Origin of the sequence: Pseudomonas sp. 44 R 15, from assembly GCF_900004965.1 — a bacterium.
GTDB lineage: Bacteria > Pseudomonadota > Gammaproteobacteria > Pseudomonadales > Pseudomonadaceae > Aquipseudomonas > Aquipseudomonas orientalis_A.
In genome coordinates this window covers 14,468-36,988 of the sequence record NZ_CVTU01000030.1, presented here as the reverse complement: position 1 = coordinate 36,988, position 22,521 = coordinate 14,468, and the positions used below count along the sequence as shown (strand labels likewise).

Genomic DNA, 22,521 nt, shown 5'->3' with positions numbered 1-22,521 from the left:
GTCAAGCTGTTAAACTCGCCGCCTGCCAGATACCTGACCGAGCTGAAAATACCGTGGAAATCTTCAAAGAGTTTACGTTCGAATCCGCCCACCGCCTGCCCCACGTCCCGGACGGCCATAAATGCGGGCGCCTGCATGGGCATTCGTTCAAGGTGGCGATCCACTTGAGCGGCGACCTGGATCCCCATACCGGCTGGATTCGCGACTTCTCGGAAATCAAGGCGATCTTCAAGCCGCTCTACGAGCGTCTGGACCACAACTACCTCAATGACATCCCCGGCCTGGAAAACCCCACCAGCGAAGTGCTGGCCAAGTGGATCTGGGTTGAATTGAAACCCTTGCTGCCGGAACTCAGCGCGATTCGCATCCATGAGACGTGCACCAGCGGCTGCATTTATCGCGGCGAATAAGCGATCCAGCGTTGAAGAACCACCTGCGGGTGGTTTTTTTACGCCTCGCCGCAGCTGATCCAAATTGTTTCACGACTGCACTGCTTTCGCGCTTGATAGGCCACCTGGAACCCTCGCGCCGACGCCCTCCCTGCGCTTGGCTGTCGATACACCGCTGCCGAAAGCTTGGCACGCTCGGTGCAACAGGCCTGCGTCTTCATTCAGGGAGCAAGGCACATGACCCAGCAAGAATCCGGCAACGATTACCCGCTCAGTGAAGTGCCGCTGCATGCGCGCAAGGGCCTGGCATCCACCGCCATGGTGCTGCTGGGGTTCACGTTTTTTACGGCAACGATGTTTGCCGGCGGCAAGCTGGGCGTGGCCTTCAGCTTTACCGGCATGCTCGGCGTCGTGGCCCTGGGTAACCTGCTGCTGGGTATATACGCCGCAGGGCTGGGGTACATCGCCTTCAAGAGCGGTCTGAACTCGGTATTGATGGGGCGGTTCTGCTTTGGTGAAATCGGCAGCAAGCTCAGCGATCTGATCCTCGGTTTCACCCAGATTGGCTGGTACGCCTGGGGCACCGCCACCGCCGCCGTGGTGCTGGGCAAGTATTTCGCGTTGAGCCAGGGCAGCGTGCTGGCCTTGATGGTGGTATTTGGCCTGGTGTTCTGTGCGACCGCGTACGTGGGGTATCGCGGGCTGGAAATCCTATCTTATATCGCGGTGCCCGCCATGGGCCTTTTGCTGTTGCTGTCGATGTGGGTCGCCACCGTCAAGGTCGGCGGGCTGGACGGCCTGCTGGCCGTGGTGCCGACCGCCGAGCTGGACCTGTCCACGGCGATCACCCTGGTATTCGGCACCTTTGTCAGCGGCGCGACCCAGGCCACCAACTGGACGCGGTTCTCCCGCTCGGCCAGGGTTGCGGTGCTGGCCAGCCTGATCGGTTTTTTTATCGGCAACGGCCTGATGGTGCTGATCGGCGCCTACGGCGCCATCGTCTATCAGCAACCGGATGTGGTGGAAGTCCTGCTTTTGCAGGGTTTCGCCATGGCGGCGATGGCCATGTTGCTGCTCAATATCTGGAGCACCCAGGACAACACCATCTACAACTTCGCCGTCGCCGGTTGCAACCTGCTGCGCACCCGCCGGCGCAAAACCGTGACCCTGGCCGGTGCGGTAATCGGCACCCTGCTCGCCTTGCTGGGCATGTACGACATGCTCGTGCCGTACCTGATTCTGTTGGGCACGGTGATCCCGCCGATTGGCGGGGTGATCATGGCGGACTTCTTCTACCGCTATCGCGGCCAGTACCCACGCCTGGCAGATGCCCGCCTGCCCGCGTTCAACTGGCCCGGGTTGATGGCGTACGCGGTGGGTACGCTGCTGGCGTTCAACTCGCCCTGGGTTGCACCGCTGGTGGGGATCGCGGCCGCGTCGCTCACCTACATACTGATCAACGCCGTACTGCGCGTGCGCGCACCGCTGGCTGACGCCCAGGCATGAGCCTGGGCACCGCCAATGGTAATCTGACGGTCGCCTGATTGAATTTAGCCAAGAGGAACTTGACCATGCACATCATCAATGCCCGCCTGCGCGACCGTGAAGGCCTGCATGATCTGCACCTGGAACACGGCCGGATCGCCAGCATCACTGCGCAAACAGGCGTACCGATGTTAATGGCCAGCGACCTGGATGCCGCCGGCAACCTGGTGATCCCGCCCTTCGTTGAACCGCACATCCACCTGGATGCCACGCTCACCGCCGGCGAACCCCGCTGGAACATGAGCGGCACCCTGTTCGAAGGCATCGAATGCTGGGGCGAACGCAAAGCCACCATCACCGAGGAAGACACCAGGACTCGCGCGAAGAAAACCATCCAGGCCCTCGCCGCCCACGGTATCCAGCATGTGCGCACCCACGTCGACGTGACCGACCCGGACCTCACTGCGCTCAAGGCTATGCTGCAAGTGCGTGAAGAAAGCGCGCACCTGATCGACCTGCAAATCGTGGCCTTTCCCCAGGAAGGCATCGAGTCGTTCCGCAATGGCCGTGAACTGATGGAAGAAGCCATTCGCCTGGGCGCCGACGTCATCGGCGGCATCCCCCACTTCGAGTACACCCGCGATCAAGGGGTGAGTTCGGTGAAGTTCCTCATGGACCTGGCCGAACGCACCGGCTGCCTGGTAGACGTGCATTGCGACGAAACCGATGACCCGCATTCACGCTTTCTTGAGGTGCTGGCCGAAGAGGCGCGCAGCCGCGACATGGGCGCCCGCGTCACCGCCAGCCACACCACCGCCATGGGCTCCTACGACAACGCCTACTGCGCCAAACTGTTTCGTCTGCTGGGCCATTCCGGCATCAGCTTCGTCTCCTGTCCCACCGAAAGTATCCACCTGCAAGGCCGCTTTGACAGTTTCCCGAAACGCCGAGGGGTCACCCGCGTCAACGAACTGCTCGAAGCCGGCATGAACGTGTGTTTCGGCCAGGACTCCATCGTCGACCCCTGGTATCCCTTGGGTAACGGCAACATCCTGCGGGTATTGGAAGCCGGTTTGCACATCTGCCATATGCTCGGCTACCGCAACCTGCAGAGCGCCCTGGACCTGGTCACCGACAACAGCGCCAAGGCCATGGCGCTCGGCGACCGCTACGGCCTGGCACCCGGCCGACCGGCCAACCTGTTGGTGCTGTCGGCAGACAGTGACTATGAGGTGATTCGCAGCCAGGGCCTGCCGTTGTATTCGATCCGCAACGGCAAGGTGCTGATGAAGCGTCAGCCGGCCCAAGTGGAGTTTATGTAACGCTGCGCTAGACGATCGAGTCGATGTCCAGCACTTGCGCTTTGCCCAAGTCGCTGTGGATGGGTGAAGGGATACTGGCAACCTGGGACAAGACGCGGTTTTCCCGGTGCGTGAACCAGCGCTTGAGGCCCTGTTGCAGGTGGGCACCCTGGGCGTGGCTGCCATACACATCGCGCCCATCGAGACGGCGCCAGCGCAGGCTGGCCAGGCGCTCGCGACTGGTATGCAAACGGTCGATCTCTGCATTCAGGGCGTCGTTATGCTCATGGCTGCGGTCGTTGGCCGGGCGCATGCGGGCCAGTTCGCGGCGTTTGGCCCTCAGTTGTTCCCGCATGTCTTCGAGCGCGCGATCAAGCCACTCCAGCTCCCTCGCAGTGACCAGGGGACCCTGGCTATCCAGGGTTTGCTGCCAGCGGCGCAATGTCGCCCAGGCCGCAGGAATATAGCTGGCGGTCATGAAGTGCTGGTTGGCCTGGAAGAGCTGCCTCAACAGGTTGTCGCGGTCGGGCATGTCGCCGTGCAACCGCAACGCCCGATTGCAGCCCAGCTCCTGGATCGATTCACAGCCAGGTTTCCATAGCACCGAAGAATGCGTGCCATCCGGGAGCGTGATCGGCATGAAGTGCTGTTGTTCGCCATGGTGCTGGTAGGCATTCCCACCGACGCGCACCAGGCCGGCGGCGAACAGCAAACCGCCGGCGGTGGGCGCACTGAACAAGGTGACCGCCCCCGGCACCCACAGTTTGGCAGTGGTGTTCATCCACGGCGCCGGGACACTGGGAACAGGATCGTTATGGTTGACGATTCGATGGTGAACCAGGGCAGATGCGCCAGAGATAAATTCGGAATCGGCGGCGCGGGGGGCGCCGTAGGTGTAGAGGAGTGGGTTGTAATGGGCGTCCGGGATTCGGCGCAGTCCTTCAGCCAGCAGCAGGGCAATCGCGCCGCCCAGGCTGTGGCCGCAGATGATTATCCGCTGCCCTACATGGAACTGGTCAAGGTATCGCACTATGAAATCACGCATCGCTCGGTATGCCTGATAAAAGCCCTCATGCGCCTTGCCGACGCCATCAGCGAACGCCACTTGATGGGCATTGGCGTCCCGCAGCGCGTCGGCCTTGCTGAATGTGCCTCGCACGGATATCAGGACCACCTCATCGTGGTGAGTGATAAAAGCCTGGGTATCGGTACCGTCTTTTTCGTCATCGAAGAAGTGCAAGCGCGCAGGGTGTTCCTGTTCATCTTTCAGTTCTGGGCGATTTTGCGGGTACAACTCAGGATCGAAGGGCAAAATTTCGAAGCGTTTTGAATAAGCGACTTCTTCATAAAGCGGATAAAAACGCTGCACTTGCTCCGGATCAATTTGCCAGGCTTCGTGGTATCCCGACAGCTGTTCGGCGAACAGATTTCCAACGCTGAGGTGCTGCGGGAAACGGACTTCATCCACAGGATTTTTTGGCGGCACCTGGCCGAAATCGCAGTAGCTCATCGCGGCAAACAATGCCAGTTGATACAAGTTCAGGGCACAAAAGCTGTCCTGCGTCGACAGCATGGGGCGTAGCGCTCGCAGTGGCCGAACTTCGAGCGCGGTGTGGAGGTTGGGGAATAGTACGATGCCCGCCAAGGTTGATTCTGGCGGGCCAAACCCCAGTTCGGCCATCATTTTCAGAGCATGGCGTTTGGGGCGGTGTGCCCGTGATTCTATCGGCGGCAGATGGGCGACATGACGGACCAGGTCTCGGACTTCCACTTGATAGAACCGGTCGGCTTTCTGCTGTACAGGATTACTCTCGGTTCGCTGGCCATTGGCATTGGCGAATCGCGTTTGTTCGGCGCGAAACTGGAGGTCGGTAATAGGAAGTTCATAAGTACGCCGCACCATTAACTGCCGATACCACTGTTCTACGCCTGAATATAGTTCGTCTAATACGAGCACCACGGGACCGCAATAAATACTCTTTAATCTGGCAAACCCTTGACCGTCTAATCTACCTTTGTATCGTTGTCCGACACTGTCATGGACGGTGTACCGCAGGCCGCCATACATTGTTCCCACACCATTTTCATCAACCAGACAAAAACTCAACCAGTGTCCTCGTAGGGCACAGGCCGGTTTGCCGTCACTGAAAAAAGCTCGCGTCCTTGCGTCCTGTTTCATGAGTAGTCTCCTTGTTAATTACATGACGGGTACACATCACAGATGCGACCATCCGGCATCTTTATAGGTTTGAAGTTAGTTTTATCGCCGTTACAGTGACCATACATGTCTTCAAAGCTCGTTCCTCTGCAACGTTTCCATCCACCGGGTACAGCTATCCAATTATCATCAAAAGCAGGCTGTTCCTCCGCCGACACCGTCAACACCACCCTGAGTGTTTTCCCCGGTAACTGGTCGCGTTGCGCAACACCACCTGGTCTCGCGTTTTGCAGTTGTCCGACATCATCCACCGAACGGCACTGCAGAATTTTCCTGATGCCATGAACAGGACCAACCGTGCGAAACCACCACTGACACATCCCTGATATCTGCTGAACCCCCGACTCCGGCATTCCAGGCGTATCCAGACGATCTCTGATGGAAATGCGGGCATAATCTCCTCCGATATCTGCAGTGCGCGTTCCCCACTTCGCCGTGAAGTCGAACTCGACATTGGCCAATACCAACGGACACCCGTCCACCCTTTCACTCAATGCAAGCTCATAACTCACCCGGCTCGCCAAAGGCTTGTAGTCAGAAAAAAATAATTTCCGCTCGGGCCGCTTGCCTCTTCGTTGCGGCAACATACAGGTCTCGCCCGTTGCGGGTCGGTAATTAGCCGCCGTCTTAAGTTTAAACTCCGCCGGCAAATCCACCTCCAACGTAAAGCTATCCGGCGCCCTCCCCGCACATCCCGTTAGCCACACCATCCCAACGCCAAGCAACACTTTTCCCATCCACCTACGCATTCCCAAGCCCTTCTGTGCACCACTGTTCCCGCACCCGCTCAAAATGCTGTGCAGGTGTCTCGCCCTCCAGCGGCTGCCAGCGAATGACACTGCTCCGGGTCGCCTCCTCCAGCCGGCGCACCACCAGAAATTCAAGTTGCTCAGGCGACCGCCATCGCCAGGTACGGGCCTGGTCCAGTACACCGGCCAACCAGATCCTGGGATCGTGAAATTCCACCAGGGCCGCCAGGTCTTCACTGTGTTCAGCCAGCAGGTAGCGCAGGATATTGGCCTGGAGAATGGCCGACGCCCGGGGATTGGGCACCTGCAACCAGGGCGCGGGGTCGGGCACCGGGTACGCACCCGGCGCGGGGTTGTCGTGGCTGCACCAACGTCCCTCATGCCAATAGCACACGCTGGTCAGCGGGCCCAGGTAGACCGGCCATTGCTCTGCCGGCAGATACGCCAGGGCACGGGCCAGGGTGCGGTTGTCGTGAAAACGGTATAGGGCCTTTTCGCCTTCTGGCCCGACCAGCAGGCGCTCACGCCAATGTCGGACCACAATGGCCAAGTCATCGTTGGGCAAACTGCCCAACCATCCTCGATTGGTCTCGGGGCTTTGCAGAAGATCGATCAGCGCAGGCTCGCCTATCTGCTCCACCAGCAGGATAACCGGGCCCTTGCTCGCCAGTTCCGCTGCCGCGGTTTCAGCATAGAGCGGGCAATAGTGCGAGAGGTCGCGAGCCGCCATGAGCGACTGGCAGTGCTCGTTGCTGGCTTCGAGTATCAGGCACAGGTGACGCCCCGCCTGTTGCTGCTGCGCCATCCATTGATAAGACTCGTGCTGCATCACGCGGCCCTCCCGGTGCTGGCGCATTGACCTTCGCGACAGCGCTCGCACAGGGGGCAAAAATCCGCATCCAGTTGGCCGGCCATGTCCGAGATGAGGCCCTGTACCAGCGAAATCTCAGGAGTGCCCGCAGCAGACAAAGGGCTGGCCGACCTTGCAACGGCTGGCGAACCACCGACAGTGATGGGCCGGCTGCTGAAAATCCCGCCGGCCTGAATCTGCAAATGCTCGCCGCCCGCCTTGAAACTCAACTGGGCGCCCGCATCGATGACAAGGCTGGCCCCCGCCTTCAGGTGAATCTGTTGACCAGCTTCGATCACCATGACCTGGGCCACCTGGGTGTGGCTGTCGCCTTGCACGGCGAGGTGGTCGCTTGCCTTGATCACAACGCTGCGCTCGCCTGTGATGTGGCGCTGCTCTCCCCCCTCAAGACGAACCGTGCTCAAGCCTCGGATGACTTCACTGCGCTCACCGAGCACCTGCAAACGGCTGTCATGGCCCACGTGCTGCTCCAGGTCACGCTGGGCGCGCAGGTAGATCAGTTCCTCACCACGGCGGTCTTCCAGGTGCAGCTCGTTACTGCCCGCGCCACCCGGAACACTGCAACTGCGCAACACGCTGCGGGTCTTGTGCTGCGGCAGGGAAAAGGCCGGCATGTGCAGTGCATTGGGCAGGCAACCATTGATCACCGGCTGGTCCGGGTCTCCCTCAAGGAAGGTCACCAGCACCTCCATGCCCACCCGTGGAATCAGCATGGCGCCAAACCCGGAACCGGCCCAACCGGTTGCGACCCTCACCCAGCCGCTGCTTTTATCATCCGACCTGTCCAGCCGATCCCAATGAAACCGCACCTTCACGCGACCATACGCGTCGCAGTGCACCTCCTCGCCCGCAGGCCCCGTAACCGTCGCCGTCTGGCTGCCATTAATGGAGGCCTTGGGATGTTTGAGGGGTGGCCGATGCACCGCACGCCAAGGGGTCGCAGTGAAATGGTTGCTATACCTCACGAAGGTGTCCGTATCCCCTGCCGCTTGCTCCAGAACCTGGGGCTGATAGCCTTCGTGGCGCACCGAGGTGAGCAACCACAGGTCATTGCAGGTCGGGTCCGGATGATCTTGCAACTCAAGGAAATGACCACTGCGCAGCAGGGGCTGATCACTGCTACCCGACGCGCGCTGGCGCTCGGACTGATGCCGCTCCAGACTGCGACGCGTCAATTGCGCCCCCCGTGCACGACGGGTAAAACCTGCCGGGTAATGGTAGTCCTCAAGGGCTGTGTCCGGTGCATCGCCGGAGGCGTCCTGCAGCTGCAGCGACGGGTGTTCGAAGTCGTGATCACGGCGCACCGTTCGCCGAATGCGGGTTTCCAGGCGTGTATCGAAGCGCTGGACCCCGTTGGTTGCGACCATCGGATCAAGCGTCGAGCAGTACCGCTGCATCGGCAGGCGCTGAAACACAGTCTGATCATCACCAAACACCAGGAAATGACCATCGGCACGATGACGGAAGTGGTAATGGATACCCTCTTCCTCGCACAGTCGCTGAATGAAGTGCAGATCAGTCTCCCCATACTGCACGCAAAAGGGCCGCGGCGGATAAATCACCGGGCCGAGCTCGAAGGCATAGGCATCTGCGAGGATGCCGTGTTGTTCAAGCACGCTGGCGATAATCTGCGGCACGCTACGCTGCTGGAAAACCCGCTGGTCAAGGCGATGGGCCAGGCACGCCAGGCGCGGCGCGAGCGTGAGGTGGTAACGGGTGAGCCGGGCCCCCGGGCCATTACGGCCGATGGCGTAGACCAACCCGTGCAGGCCTTGATCCGTTGTGCCCAGATCCAGATAGGCCGGCTGATGCAGCAACGCCTCGAGATCCAGGTCAGGGTTTTCGCTGGTGACTTGCACATCTATGAAATACGGCTGATCAAGACACTCACTGCCTTCGAAAGCGAGTACCTGCAAATTGGCAATAACGCCTGGAATTATTAATTTGAAACGTGACGAAACAAACGCGTCAACCATCCGTTGTTACCCGCCCTCAATAACCCGCTGATTAAAAGCTCTCCTCGTTGATTGCCGGAATGCTGGCCGAGAAAAAGCGCCTGAACGCTCTGAAGCTTAGCGATTTCAGGAAAAAAACGGCCCTTTGAAAATAAAACAGAAGATTCGTACGGCGAGAATGGAAGTGTCCTTTACAAAATAAAAAACACATGCAAATAAACACATAATCAACAACAGAACTTTCTTACATCAGTACTTCTCAAGATAGATATCCGACAGGGAAAAAGCCGACACTTATTACAGTGTCAGTTGCCTATGCCTGTGGGTATGCAGTTCCGAAAAGACTGACGCTCGACAGTGTTCCATCCTCAACCTGCAAACGCACTGGCGCCGTGCCCCCCGGCATCACCACAGCCACTTCGCCGGCGCCAACCCAACCCGCCCGCCAAGCCGCGCAGGCCACTGCACTGGCGCTGGTACCAGAGGAAGCAGTGGGTCCCTCGCCGCGCTCGAATACCCGCGCGAGTACCTGATTGCCCGACGCACGGGCGGCCCATTGCAAATTGATCCCAGCGCTACAGGGACGACCACTGCCCGCAGGCGGCGCAAATGCAATTTGTTGCAAACACTCAAACAATGCCGGTTGATCCATGGCGTCATTGCCTGGCAATGCCGCTGCCTGCTCGATGAGCGTCACGCAATGGGGATTGCCTATTCGCACAAACTGGCTGCGTGTCCATTGCGGATCTATCGCCGACAGCGCGACAACGTGACTGAACCCGTCCTGCTGCGCGACAACGCTCTGAACCTCCTCGGCGCTGACGGCCGACGGGCCGAAAGCCGGCTGTCCCAAGGCCAGCCAGAATCCCCTGACCTGCTTGTAAACCGCAGGCTCCACCTGAGTGACCACCGGTGACGCGGCATCCGCCTTATCGTGATGCACCCTCAACTGGCAACCCTCGGACATAAGGCCCTGATCGGTCAATGCCTGGGCAAAGATGGTTAACCCGTTGCCGCTGCGCTCGGCGAGGCTGCCGTCGGTATTGACGATCAGCACATCAAAGGGCGGCGCTGCCTGAAAGGGTCCCACCAGCAACCCATCGCAGCGATGGGCCTTGGCATCGGCTGCCGGTGAAACCGCACCCCACCCACATTCGGCAGCGATGGCCGACACGGTCCAGGCCTGTCGCGCCTTCGCGGCGAGGTCGGCGCTGTCTGGCAGTTCCACACCCCGGCGACGCAAGTACTCCGGGCTGACAACCCCATAGATATTGCCGCGCGCATCATAGAAACGCGTCACGCTGAAAACGGCCTGAGAAATCTCATCGATCTGCTCGTCGGTTAACTGAAAAGAAGGCAACAGCGTATTACAGAACACTCACCTGCATACAGTCGACAGCCTTTGCGTGGACGTATCTCCACTCAGCGCGCCGATCCCCGGGGAACACGGCTCGCCCGACGAGGCCTGATGTGCAAGGATGTCGCGCCGGACATCGTTCGTTAAACGCAACACCAAGGATTATTCATGACTGCCATCCCCACTTCCGCCCCCGTGGTTCCCGGGCGGCTGGAGCAAATGTCCACCCGTATCGCTTTTTTCATCGCCGGCTTCGGCATCGCGGCCTGGGCGCCGCTGGTGCCGTACGCCAAGGCACGCGCGCAACTCAACGAGGGCACGCTTGGCCTGTTGTTGTTGTGCCTGGGGGTGGGGTCGATTCTCGCGATGCCCGTGGCAGGGGTGCTGGCGTCGCGCTTTGGCTGCCGGCGCGTGTTGACCGCCGGCACGATCATGATCTGCCTGGCGCTGCCGATGCTGGCCACCGTGAGTTCGATTCCGCTGTTGATGGCGGGGTTGTTCCTGTTTGGCGCAGGCCTGGGTACCGTGGATTCGACCGTCAATCTGCAAGCGGTGATTGTTGAACGCGCCAGCGGGAAAACCATGATGTCGGGCTTCCACGGCTTGTTCAGCCTGGGCGGCATCGTGGGCGCGGCGGGGGTCTCCGGCCTGCTGGGGCTGGGCTTGTCGCCGCTGCAGGCAACCCTGGTAGTGATCGTCATCATGGTAGTGGCGCTGCTCAAGGCTGCGCCGCATTTGCTGCCCTACGGCAGTGAAAGCTCTGGGCCGGCGTTTGCCATTCCCCATGGCGTGGTGCTGTTTATCGGCTGCTTGTGTTTCATCGTCTTCCTGGCCGAAGGCGCGGTACTGGACTGGAGCGCGGTGTTCCTGAGTGACGAGCGCGGGCTGGACCCAGCGTATGCCGGCCTGGGCTACGCGGCATTCGCCCTGACCATGACCGCCGGGCGCCTGACCGGTGACATTATTGTGCGGCGCCTGGGCGCTACCCGAGTGATCGTGGGCGGCGGCACGCTGGCAGCGGCGGGTGTGTTCCTGGCAACGCTCTCCCCTGCCTGGGAAATGGCGCTGCTCGGGTACGCGCTGGTGGGCGCCGGCTGCTCCAATATCGTCCCGGTGCTCTATACCGCTGTCGGCAAGCAGAGCGTGATGCCGGAACACATTGCCGTGCCCGCCATTACCACACTGGGGTACGCAGGCATTCTGGCGGGGCCGGCAGTGATCGGGTTCATTGCCCATGGCAGCAGCGTGGCAACCGCCTTCCTGCTGATCGGTGGGTTGCTGGTGGCGGTGGCAATCAGTGGGAGGATACTGCGGGTATAAACTCACAGGTATGAGCGGCTTGCTTCATGCAACCCGCTCATGCCTCTGCGGCGCCTTCAGTTGCCCTTTTCTTTCTTGTCGTTTTCCAACCATCGATCGATGCTGTAGTTCTTCAGCCAGCCATCATTGTTACGGCTTCCCGTGAGTTCGTAGCCATTGGCCTTATAGCTGTCCAGCGAGTCCAGCAAGCCGGGTCTTTCAACGATATTTTTGGCGAGATACACCAACTGTTCGCTGTATTTCTTCTTCGGGAAACCGTTGGCGGGGTCTCGCACAACATTACCTTTACTGTCCTGTTCGTCAGGGTCCTTGCTCATTTCAACAAGCGTGTCTGTTTTTACAAATCGGTGCTTATCGAAGGGCCAGACGAAATCTTCCGATTTATCCCGCAGCTGGTCGAACATCCCCCTGAATGCGGTAACGACCTGGGCATTGGACTTACTATGGAACGGGTCCGCACTTTGAGTATTGGGGCTGGTGTTACCGGTGAGCCGTTCGGAAGCGTTGGCCAAGCTTTCAGGCGTGATTTTACCGCCATCCACCAGAATCGCTTCGTTGAGCCTGGGGCGATTGAGTATCTCCCTGGCCAACATGATGGTGCGTTCGGAGACGCTGCTTTTGTGCACATCCTCACCGGCAATTTTTTGCAGCCCACTCTGGGTCAGATGGCCATCTGTCTTGAACTTATCAAGCATGGGAAAGTTACTATTGAGGTCTGTCGCCAGCAGGTGGTCATCCGAGCTGGTATAGGGGTTTCCCACATTCGACATACCGCCATACAAGCCTTGCCCGTCGAAATGCCGACTGGCGCCATTGACCATCAAGCTGTTCGAGAAAAAACCTGAGTCCGTTGCCAGCGGCTGCTGAGTACCGATCGCCTTGTCGACGACGCTGAGTCGCGTGTAACCACCGCTGGCCGACGCAGGCTCCTGATTCGGTATAAAAGGTATTCCAGAGCCTGGATTAATCCCGTTCGTCATGTTCATTCCCACCCTATTAGATTCCATCAACTGAACCTGGAGTGCTCAGCCTTCGAACGCGCGTCGACTGTCAGCACCAGACAAGCATCGGATGTGTGGCAACCTAAAAATAATGGTTCCTATCAGCCCAGGGCATGCGCCGGGTAAAACTTGAGCGTTTGTAACCGACCAGGCTGGCCCGTCACGGCCGACGTGAAAATTTGCTCCACAGCGTTTCAAGCAATGACCACGCGGACCGGGGCGCCGGCCCGTCCTCCGCGGCTCGCGAGCCCCTGTCGAAGTCTTCGGTCGTAGGCGCCTTGAAACTGAACTTCGGCGAAGACGTAAGGTTGAGCCCCTTTGCCTGAGATTTGCCTGGGCTTGGTGCCGAAGTTGCCGGAGCAGGCAGGCTTGCAACAGCGTACTGGGAGTGAGACTGGCGAGGTTCAAATGATGTCGAATTCATAGGCCATTACCTGTTCCAGTAGACGAAGGCATCCAAGGGCAGGACCCATGGATGCTCTGTTCGTGGTAAATCCTTGCAAATGGTTCCCGCATCGCCGACAGGCGATAGCGCGGCCGGGCATCCACCAGCCGATGCAATGCAGTGGGGCCAGGTCTCAGCGCAGCAGCCGATACAGATCGTCTCGGGTGATCTTGCCGTCGCGCAGGAACCCGAAAACGTTGTCCATCGAGCCCTTGAGTTCCGAACGATTCATGATTTCCCTCGACAGTTGGGTGATGCTGTCGGTTGGCCCATGACCATAAAGCGGGCGCGAGGCGTACTTTGCAAACGTATTGACATCGATGGCGTTTCTGTCGGCGCTCCACCACGGCCCTTTCAACGCGTTGAAGTTATTCAAGACATTCTGGGCAAGTTGCTTGTCGTCCTGAAGCTTCAGTGGATTGGACGAAAGAATGAATTTACTGATGTCGTCCTTGGAGAGGGACTGATCCAAAGCACCGGTTCCGCTATTTCGATCCAGGGCTTGCGTCAGGCCCGGGCGCTTGAGCACCTCCCTGGCCAGCCTGATATTCGAATCGCGCTCCGGGTTACCGGTCAGGGGCCGACCTGCCAGGTTATTGAGATGCTCAGGCGTAACGGTCGGTGCGTACCAGGGTTTGAAGGCGTTGTATTTATTCAACAGCCCCTGAGCCAGTACCTCGTTGCTCTGCTTGCCGTAGTAAGGGTCCGGCAGCGTAGGATTGGGCCGTGGAGGTGGGCCTGGATTGAAGGCGGATTTCGAAGACTGCGTTGCGCTATCGAAAACCGGGCCGGACTGACTCGCCGATGGCTCGAAACTCGGGCCGGCCGCGCCTGCTGCCTTGGCCGCCGGGCTGGCCTGCGCGCCTGCAGAGGGCTGCGCGAAGTTGTCCGTTGATGGGGTGTACGCTTGATTGGATGCGGATACCGACATGTGGTGCTCCAGTTCTGATTTAGGGCGGTGCCTTGCTGCTGCAGCCGTGCCAGCGATCAATAAACCGTGGCGCAGGTCTGCACCAGCAGGCATTTGCTGTGTGGCAAAGCCATGGCATTGGGTTCCTAGACGTGTTGAAAACTTCTGAATGCGGGTAGGAAGGAGGTCGTGACAGATGAAGAGCGAACCGCGAAATGTTCCCCATCTGAATGGGCGACGCATACGCGGCGCTGTGAGGGAATGCCTGGGAAATCAGGGGCGATTCAACGTTCGATCGCTTTACTCACCCAAGACAAAACGCTGTTCAATCACATTTCTGGAGTCCAGCCCTACCTGTACGATAAATTCACCAGACTCGGCAACGTGACGCAACTGAGCATCATAGAACTTCAACGCTTCTTCGTTCAGCCAAAAATCAACGACTTTTCGCTCACCCGCCTTGAGCATGACTTTTTCAAACCCCTTCAGCTCTTTGACCGGTCGACTGACCGAAGCCACCACATCGCGCACGTATAACTGCACCACCGTTTCACCCGATCGTGTACCGGTATTGGTCAGCGCAACGCTGACTTTCAGTGGCTGACCGCGCGGCAATACGGTGCGCGACACCTGCAGATTCGACAGGTTGAAATCGGTGTAGCTCAAACCGTAACCAAAGGGAAAGAGCGGCCCCGCCTCTTCGTCGATATATTGCGTGGTGTACTTGTAGGGCGCAGCAGGGTTGTAGGGTCGCCCGGTGCTCAAGTGGTTGTAATACACCGGGACCTGGCCGACGGAGCGAGGAAAGCTCATCGGCAGCTTGCCCGCAGGGTTGTAGTCACCGAATAACACATCAGCCACGGCATTGCCGCCCTGGGTGCCGCTGTACCAGGTTTCCAGCAGCGCATCGGCTTGCTGGTGTTCGGTTGTGAGGTCCAACGGGCGACCATTCACCAGGACAATCACCAGGGGCTTGCCCAAGGCTTTCAGCTCCAGGAGCAGTTGTTTCTGGCTGTCGGGCAAGTCGATTCGCGCGCGACTGCTTCCCTCGTCATTGAAGCTCCAGGGCTCGCCCACCACCGCCACCGTGACGTCAGCCCGACGGGCAATCGCCACGGCTTCCTCCAGCAGCGCATCCGGTGCCCGCGCATCCCTGTTCAACGGCGTGTGGTAGCGCTGCATGCGGGCGATCAACCCGCTATCGTCGCTGACATTGGCGCCCCTGGCATAGAGCAGGGTTGCCTTGCCTGCGACGGCGCGGGCTATGCCGTCATGGATACTGACCACTCGTTGCGCGCCGCAATCACCGCAATAGCTGCCCAACAGGTCCCGCTGGCTTTTCGCCAGGGGCCCCACCACGGCGAGGGTGCCGTGCTTGCTCAGCGGCAGGGTGTGTCGAGCGTTTTTCAATAGCACGAAGGTTTTGCGCGCAATGTCGCGGGCGGCCTCACGTTGCAGTCGCGATTCGATCGGTGCCGGCGGCGCGCGCCGCAACTTGCGATACGGATCGTCGAATAAGCCCAGTGCATATTTCATCTCCAGGACTCGGCGTACCGAAGCGTCCAGGTCCTCCACCTTCACGGCACCCGACCTGACGGCTGCCGGCAGTTCGTCGACGTAGGCACTGTCGCATAACGCCATGTCAACACCGGAGCGCAAAGCCAGCCCTGCAGCCTCCGCCGGCCGGGCCGCCACTCCGTGGTCGACCAATTGGCCAATCGCGGCGCAGTCGCCCAGCGTCACGCCTTCAAACCCCCACTCTTGACGCAGTACCTGCTTGATCAGCCAGGGGTTGGCCATCGCCGGGACGCCCCCTACGGCATTGAAAGCAATCATCACCCCGCCCGCGCCCGCCTCCACGGCGGCGCGATAGGGCGCGAAATAATACTGGTACATGCTGGCCGTGCTCATCTCGACACTGTTGTAATCCCGACCGCCCTCCACCGCACCATAGAGGGCGAAATGCTTGACGACCGACATCACGCTGTCGGCGCCGCGAAGGTCCGTGCCCTGATAGCTTTTCACCAGGGTTTCGGCGATGCGCGAGGCCAGGAAAGGGTCTTCGCCATAGCCCTCTGAAACCCTGCCCCACCGAGGGTCACGGGCGATGTCCACCGCAGGGCTGAACGTCAGATTGATGCCTGCTGCGCTGGCCTCCCGGGCACTGACTTTCCCCACGGTAGCGATCGCCGACATATCCCAACTCGCGGCAAGCGCCAGGCTTACCGGAAAGATCGTGTGCAGGCCATGCACGACGTCCTGCACGACGAACAACGGTATCTTCAGGCGGCTGCGCTCCACCGCCTGGCGCTGCAACGCCACGCCCACCTGCCAGGATGGCATGCCACCCAGCCCGCTGGCCGAGCCATTGGCGATCAGTTCAAGTGTCTCGGGCGCCGCTTTATCCGCATCGACACCGACGATATTCAGTTGGCCAGCTTTCTCTTCCAGCGTCATTTGCGCCAGCAGTTGATCGATGAAAACCTCTTTTCCAGCGCTGGCCTGCGCGGTCGCCAGCAGGCAACAAGCGCCTGCCAGCACCCCTACCCACCACCTTGTGTCCATGGTATCCGTCCCAGGGCAATCCAACACTCGTAGTGTTCAGCTGAGGATGGAGAGGCGTCTACTGTCAGAAATCACAGTTCCATTGGTTGTTCCCCGTCGTCCCGCGCAGTGGCATGCTGAACTTCCATTGCCCCGCATCAGTCAGCACAAAGGACTCTCATTAAACAGCGGGTGGGTGATGCAGATTTCCTTGCAGCAACAAGTGGCGCTGGTCACCGGCGCCAGTTCCGGTATCGGTGAAGGCGCCGCCAAGGCGCTGGCCGAAGCCGGAGCAGCCGTGGTGCTTAACTACAATTCCCAGGCGGCACCGGCCGAGGCGCTGGCGGCGCAGATCAATGCCAACGGCGGCCGAGCCATTGCTCTTGCTGGCGATGTGTCGAAAGAAGCCGACGTCGAACGCCTGTTCGCCCAGACCCTCGACGCCTTCGGCCATCTGGATATTCTCGTCGCCAACTCAGGCCTGCAAAAAGACGCCAACCTGGTCGACATGAGCCTTGAGGACTGGAACACCGTGATCGGCGTCAACCTCACCGGCCAATTTCTCTGCGCGCGCGCCGCCGTGCGGATTTTCAACCGCCAGGGCGTGCGTGAGGGCGTGTCCCGCGCCGCCGGCAAGATCATCCACATGAGCTCGGTGCACCAGTTGATTCCCTGGGCCGGGCACGTGAATTACGCAGCGTCCAAGGGCGGTGTGGAGATGCTGATGCGCACCCTCGCCCAGGAAGTCAGCGAGCAGCGCATTCGCATCAACGGGATTGCGCCGGGGGCGATTCGCACGGCGATCAACCGTGCAGCCACTGAAGGCGCCGCCGAACAGGAGCTGCTCAAGTTGATTCCCTATGGCCGCGTCGGCGATGTGCAAGATGTGGCGAATGCGGTGGTGTGGCTGGCCAGCGACGCGTCCGATTACGTGGTCGGCAGCACGCTGTTCATCGATGGCGGCATGAGCCTTTATCCGGAGTTTCGTGGCAATGGTTGATTTGAAAAACGAACCACAAAGTGCCATCGATGCCCACGGCATCATCGGCGACATGCGCAGCGCAGCCTTGGTGAATGACCGGGGCAGTATCGATTTTTTCTGCTGGCCGGAATTCGACAGCCCGTCGATCTTCTGCGCGTTGCTCGACAGCCCTGAAGCCGGCACCTTCCAGCTCACCCCTGACCTGCCCAATGCACGCCGCGAGCAGATCTACCTGCCCGACACCAATGTGCTGCAAACTCGTTGGCTGAGCGATGCGGCGGTGGTGGAAATCACCGATTTGCTGGCTGTCACCGAAGAGGTCGATGATCTCCCATTATTGATCCGCCGCGTGCGGGTGGTCAGCGGCACGGCGACCTTCCATCTGCGCTGCGCCGTGCGCCATGACTATGCCCGCGCCAAGACCCACGCCAAGGCGGTCGATCAAGGCGTGTTGTTCAACGCAGACGGTCAGCCCGGACTGCGGCTGGCGGGCAGTCACCCGTTGACCCTCGACGAACATGTGGCCACGGCCAGCTTCACCCTGGCCCAGGACGAGAGCGCTGAATTCGTCCTCGGCGGCCAGGACGATCCCCGCGTGACGAACGCCTGCACCGACCTCTACCTGGAACGCACTTTGAAGTTCTGGCGCAGTTGGATCAGTCAATCGAACTACCGCGGACGCTGGCGTGAAATGGTCAACCGCTCGGCCCTCGCGCTGAAGTTGCTGACCTCGCGCAAACACGGCGCAATCATCGCCGCCGCGACCTTCGGCCTGCCCGAGACGCCCGGCGGCGAGCGCAATTGGGACTACCGCTATACCTGGATCCGCGACGCTTCGTTTACCGTCTACGCGTTCATGCGCCTGGGTTTTGTCGAGGAAGCCAACGCCTACATGCGTTGGCTCAAGGGGCGGGTCAGCGACTGCTGCGGCCAGCCGACCAAGATCAACATCCTGTACGGCATCGATGGCCGCCAGGAGTTGCCGGAAACCACCCTGGATCACCTCAGCGGCCATGGTGGCGCGCAGCCGGTGCGCGTGGGCAATGAAGCGTTCGACCAGGTGCAACTGGATATCTACGGCGAACTGATGGACGCGGTGTACCTGGTCAATAAATACGGCGAGGCCATCTCCCACGAAGGCTGGAAGCACACCGTTGAAGTGGTCGATCAAGTCTGCGAAATCTGGAATCAGCAAGACGTCGGCATCTGGGAAATGCGTGGCGAGCAGCATCACTTCCTGCACTCGCGCCTGATGTGCTGGGTGGCCGTGGACCGCGCGATCCGCCTGGCCTCCAAGCGCTCGTTACCGGCACCCTTCGCGCGTTGGGACCAGACCCGCCAGGCGATCTATGCCGATATCTGGAGCAACTTCTGGAACGAAGAACGTGGGCATTTCGTGCAACACATCGGCAGTACCGCCCTCGACGGCTCGATGCTGTTGATGCCGCTGGTGCGCTTTGTTGCCGCCACCGATCCACGCTGGCTGTCGACCCTGGAGGCGATCCAGAAAAGCCTGGTGCGCGATGGCATGGTCTATCGTTACCGCAACGACGACAGCCAGATCGATGGGTTGCAAGGCACTGAAGGCGCGTTTGCCGCGTGTTCGTTCTGGTACGTCGAATGCCTGGCACGCGCCGGCCAGGTGGAAAAAGCCCACCTGGAGTTCGAGCAACTGCTGCGCTATGCCAACCCGCTCGGGCTTTACGCTGAAGAGTTCGACAGCCAGGCCCGGCACCTGGGGAACACGCCCCAGGCATTGAGCCATTTGGCGCTGATCAGTGCGGCGACGTTTCTGGACCGTAAACTCAGTGGTGCGAAAACGGTATGGCAACCCTGATTCTCCCCCTGCTTAGGAGCCGATCATGACCACCCTCGCCCCGTTGCTCTACGTGCGCACGTCCATGCTCGATGTTGCCTATGAAACCCACGGCCCGCTCGACGGTGAGCCGGTGATCCTGCTGCACGGTTTCCCCTACGACCCTCGCGGCTACGACGAGATCGCGCCGGGCCTGGCCGAACAGGGTTACCGCGTGTTGGTGCCCTACCTGCGCGGTTATGGCCCGACGCGGTTTATCAACGAACAGGTCATGCGTTCCGGTCAGCAGGCGGCGCTGGGCAAGGACTTGCTGGACTTCATGGATGCGCTGTCCATCCCCTGCGCCACCCTGGCCGGTTATGACTGGGGCGGGCGTGCCGCGTGTATCGTCGCGGCGCTGTGGCCGATTCGGGTTCGCGGGTTGGTGACCGGCGATGGCTACAACATCCAGGACATCGCCCAGTCACTCAAGCCGCGAGCACCAGAGACAGAACATCGCTTGTGGTACCAGTATTACTTTCACACCCAGCGCGGCGTGGATGGTCTGACCGCCAACCGGCGGGAACTGTGCGAGCTGTTGTGGTCGTTGTGGTCGCCGTCCTGGACGCGCGGGCCGAGCCTGTACGGGCAGACCGCGCCATCGTTCGACAACCCGGACTTTGTCGAGGTGGTGATCCATTCCTACCGCCATCGCTTCCAGTACGCGCCGGGCGACCCGGCGCTGGCGTTCATCGAGCAGGCACTGGCGCAACAACCGCCGATTTCGGTGCCGAGCATTTCCCTGTGCGGTGCCGATGACGGCGTGGGGCCGCCACCGGCAGAGGACGACGATATCGAGCATTTCAGCGGTTTTTATCGACGGCACGTGTTGCCCGGCGTGGGCCACAATATTCCCCAGGAAGCGCCACAGGCCACCCTGGCAGCGCTGCTGGAATTGCTACAGCGGTGAAAATCGCTCGCGGTAGGCCTGGGGCGTCACCGACAGGGCCCGCAGGAAACTGCGCCGCAGGGTCTCTTCACAGCCGAACCCGCACTGCACGGCGATGCGCTTGATCGAGGTGCTGCTGTCGGCCAATTGCCGGCGCGCACTTTCAACACGCAGCAGCTCCACCGCCCGCGCCGGGGTCTGGCCGGTTTCGGCGCGGTAGTGGCGCACAAAGCTGCGCTCGCTCATGCCGGCCTGGGCGGCCAGGGTGGAAATACTCAAATCCAGCGTGAGATTTTCGCCGATCCAGGCGTGCAACTCGGCAAAGCGGCTGTCGCGCTGTTGCAGGGATAACGTCACGCTGAATTGCGACTGCCCGCCGGGACGTTTGAGGAACACCACCAGGTGCCGCGCCACTTCCAGGGCGACCGCGCGCCCCAGGTCCTCCTCCACCAGGGCCAGGCACAGATCGATACCGGCGGTCACGCCGGCCGAGGTCCACAGCGCGCCTTGCCGGATAAAAATTGGATTGGACTCCACCGTCAGCGCGGGAAACTTGCGCGCCAGTTCTTCACAGCGCGTCCAGTGAGTGGCCACGCGGCAACCGTCGAGCAAGCCACTGGCGGCCAGCAGAAAAGCGCCGGTGCAGACCGAGGCCATGCGCCGGGTGTGCCGCGACTTTTCCCGCACCCAGTGCACCAGCGCCGGGTCTTCGGCGGCGCCGTACACGCCCCAGCCGCCGGCGATCACCAGCGTGTCGCACGCCTGATCGACGGCGGGCAGCGGATCGGCCAACAGCGCCAGGCCCGCAGACGTCACCACCGGTTTGGCCTGGTCAGCGATCACATTTACCGCATAGGGCAACGGCAGACCGCGCTGGCGGGCCAGGTCATTGGCCGACGCAAACACCTGCAAAGGCCCGGTGACGTCGAGTACCTGGGCATTATCGAAAGCGAGGACATGAATAACTCTGGGCATAGTTTGGCGAGATCTGTGGGCTTAATGGCGTGTGCGCCAAAGCCTAGGCCTCTACAGTGAAGTCGTCCACCCTCTTTATCGGAGCGTCATCCATGACCTTGCACATCGGCTTTCTGCTATTTCCCGGCATCCAGCAACTGGACCTGACCGGCCCCTACGACGTGCTCGGCTCACTGCCGGACGTGAAGCTGCATTTGGTGTGGCAGGACCTGGCACCGGTCACCTCCAGCACCGGCCTGGTGTTTACGCCGACCATGACCTACGCCGACTGCCCGAAACTCGACGTACTGTGCGTGCCCGGCGGCTCGGGTGTGGGCGCACTGATGGAAGACCCCGGCACCCTGGACTTCCTCAAGGCCCAGGCACAAACCGTGCGCTATATAACCTCGGTGTGCACCGGCTCGCTGGTACTGGGCGCGGCGGGTTTGCTGCGCGGCCGCAAGGCCACCACCCACTGGGCCTACCACGACCTGCTTGCGCCACTGGGCGCCATCCCCGTGCAAGCGCGCGTGGTGCGTGACGGCAACCTGTTTACCGGGGGCGGAATCACCGCCGGCATCGACTTTGCGCTGACCCTGGCGGCGGAGTTGTACAGCGAAGCGGCGGCGCAACTGGTGCAATTGCAAATCGAATACGCACCGGCCCCACCGTTCGACTCGGGCCGCCCGGATACAGCGCCCACGCACGTACTGGAAGAAGCCAACAAGCGCACGGCAGAATCGCGCAGAGTGCGTGCAGAGATTGTCGCGCGGGCGGCCGCGCGCCTGGGTTGAGCTGGCAGCTGAGTTCCCACTGGCCCATGAAGGACCCAATGTGAGAGAGGGCTTGCCCCCGGGCGGTGGGTCAGCTGAGACATCCGCTGCTGACACCCCGTCATCGGGGGCAAGCCCCTCCCACAGTGTCCGCGTTTCAATGCCTGGATTCGGCGGCGGTGGTTGAGATGCATGGCTGACGGCGCTCAATGGTGGCGACGGCAGCGCCGTTAAATGTGGGAGGGGGCTTGCTCCCGATGGCGGTGGGTCAGTTGATACATCCGCTGCTGACACTCCGTCATCGGGGGCAAGCCCCCTCCCACAGTGTCCGCATTCCAATGCCTGGATTCGGCGGCGGTGGTTGAGATGCATGGCTGACGGCGCTCAATGGTGGCGACGGCAGCGCCGTGAAATGTGGGAGGGGGCTTGCCCCCAATGGCGGTGGGTCAGCTGAGACATCCGGTGCTGACACTCCGTCATCGGGGGCAAGCCCCCTCCCACAGTGTCCGCGTTTCAATGCCTG

General features: G+C 60.8%; 17 protein-coding genes. 8 read left to right on the top strand and 9 right to left on the bottom strand.

The annotated features are described in order from the left end of the window. Positions 1-53: 53 nt before the first annotated feature. The 3 genes from queD to codA all read left to right on the top strand — a co-directional run bounded on the left by queD (position 54) and on the right by codA (position 3,196). Positions 54-410, top strand: coding sequence for a 6-carboxytetrahydropterin synthase QueD (queD, locus tag BFP93_RS02385; protein ID WP_065884039.1), 357 nt, complete (start codon positions 54-56; stop codon positions 408-410). 216 nt (positions 411-626) lie between these two features. Continuing rightward, complete coding sequence (codB, locus tag BFP93_RS02380) at positions 627-1,895, top strand: cytosine permease (RefSeq protein WP_065891816.1); 1,269 nt, start codon at positions 627-629, stop codon at positions 1,893-1,895. 65 nt (positions 1,896-1,960) lie between these two features. Beyond that, on the top strand, positions 1,961-3,196 hold the full coding sequence (codA, locus tag BFP93_RS02375; protein WP_065891815.1) for a cytosine deaminase: 1,236 nt from the start codon (positions 1,961-1,963) through the stop codon (positions 3,194-3,196). Between the two features lie 7 nt (positions 3,197-3,203). Here codA and BFP93_RS02370 read toward each other — a convergent pair whose 3' ends face one another. From BFP93_RS02370 to BFP93_RS02350, 5 genes are all read right to left on the bottom strand, one after another. Then, positions 3,204-5,354, bottom strand: a complete 2,151-nt coding sequence (locus BFP93_RS02370) for a lipase family protein (RefSeq protein ID WP_065891814.1) — start codon at positions 5,352-5,354, stop codon at positions 3,204-3,206. A gap of 14 nt (positions 5,355-5,368) precedes the next feature. Further along, entirely contained in the window at positions 5,369-6,142 is a 774-nt protein-coding gene (locus tag BFP93_RS02365; protein WP_065891813.1) for a hypothetical protein, read from the bottom strand. Next, positions 6,135-6,971, bottom strand: coding sequence for a DUF4123 domain-containing protein (locus tag BFP93_RS02360; protein WP_065891812.1), 837 nt, complete (start codon positions 6,969-6,971; stop codon positions 6,135-6,137). Before BFP93_RS02360 ends, BFP93_RS02365 begins: the two co-directional genes overlap by 8 nt. Further along, positions 6,971-8,989, bottom strand: coding sequence for a type VI secretion system tip protein TssI/VgrG (gene tssI, locus BFP93_RS02355; protein WP_065891811.1), 2,019 nt, complete (start codon positions 8,987-8,989; stop codon positions 6,971-6,973). Before tssI ends, BFP93_RS02360 begins: the two co-directional genes overlap by 1 nt. 292 nt (positions 8,990-9,281) lie before the next feature. Continuing rightward, positions 9,282-10,268 (bottom strand): diaminopimelate epimerase, encoded by a 987-nt coding sequence (locus tag BFP93_RS02350; protein ID WP_065891839.1) that lies wholly within the window; start codon positions 10,266-10,268, stop codon positions 9,282-9,284. 225 nt (positions 10,269-10,493) lie between these two features. On the opposite strand from BFP93_RS02350, the gene BFP93_RS02345 reads away from it, so the two are divergent. Next, complete coding sequence (locus tag BFP93_RS02345) at positions 10,494-11,645, top strand: MFS transporter (protein WP_065891810.1); 1,152 nt, start codon at positions 10,494-10,496, stop codon at positions 11,643-11,645. A gap of 56 nt (positions 11,646-11,701) precedes the next feature. Here the strand turns inward: BFP93_RS02345 and BFP93_RS02340 are convergent, their stop codons facing one another. The 3 genes from BFP93_RS02340 to bglX all read right to left on the bottom strand — a co-directional run bounded on the left by BFP93_RS02340 (position 11,702) and on the right by bglX (position 16,566). Continuing rightward, entirely contained in the window at positions 11,702-12,625 is a 924-nt protein-coding gene (locus BFP93_RS02340) for a hypothetical protein (RefSeq protein ID WP_256095150.1), read from the bottom strand. Positions 12,626-13,224: 599 nt separating this feature from the next. Next, positions 13,225-14,022: a hypothetical protein gene (locus tag BFP93_RS29065; protein ID WP_242522259.1), complete on the bottom strand. Its 798-nt coding sequence runs from the start codon at positions 14,020-14,022 to the stop codon at positions 13,225-13,227. Positions 14,023-14,301: 279 nt separating this feature from the next. Next, entirely contained in the window at positions 14,302-16,566 is a 2,265-nt protein-coding gene (bglX, locus tag BFP93_RS02330; RefSeq protein ID WP_065891809.1) for a beta-glucosidase BglX, read from the bottom strand. A gap of 178 nt (positions 16,567-16,744) precedes the next feature. On the opposite strand from bglX, the gene BFP93_RS02325 reads away from it, so the two are divergent. The 3 genes from BFP93_RS02325 to BFP93_RS02315 are packed head-to-tail and all read left to right on the top strand — an operon-like array spanning position 16,745 to position 20,292. Then, complete coding sequence (locus tag BFP93_RS02325; protein ID WP_065891808.1) at positions 16,745-17,545, top strand: glucose 1-dehydrogenase; 801 nt, start codon at positions 16,745-16,747, stop codon at positions 17,543-17,545. Then, the gene (locus BFP93_RS02320) at positions 17,538-19,364 is read left to right on the top strand and encodes a glycoside hydrolase family 15 protein (protein ID WP_065891807.1); all 1,827 of its coding nucleotides are present in this window, start codon (positions 17,538-17,540) and stop codon (positions 19,362-19,364) included. The genes BFP93_RS02325 and BFP93_RS02320 overlap by 8 nt, the downstream gene beginning before the upstream one ends. Positions 19,365-19,389: 25 nt before the next feature. Then, positions 19,390-20,292, top strand: a complete 903-nt coding sequence (locus tag BFP93_RS02315) for an alpha/beta fold hydrolase (RefSeq protein WP_065891806.1) — start codon at positions 19,390-19,392, stop codon at positions 20,290-20,292. Here the strand turns inward: BFP93_RS02315 and BFP93_RS02310 are convergent. After that, the gene (locus BFP93_RS02310) at positions 20,281-21,246 is read right to left on the bottom strand and encodes a GlxA family transcriptional regulator (RefSeq protein ID WP_065891805.1); all 966 of its coding nucleotides are present in this window, start codon (positions 21,244-21,246) and stop codon (positions 20,281-20,283) included. The two genes, BFP93_RS02315 and BFP93_RS02310, sit on opposite strands and share 12 nt — an antisense overlap. 92 nt (positions 21,247-21,338) lie before the next feature. On the opposite strand from BFP93_RS02310, the gene BFP93_RS02305 reads away from it, so the two are divergent. Further along, complete coding sequence (locus BFP93_RS02305) at positions 21,339-22,019, top strand: DJ-1/PfpI family protein (RefSeq protein ID WP_065891804.1); 681 nt, start codon at positions 21,339-21,341, stop codon at positions 22,017-22,019. Positions 22,020-22,521: the final 502 nt, after the last annotated feature.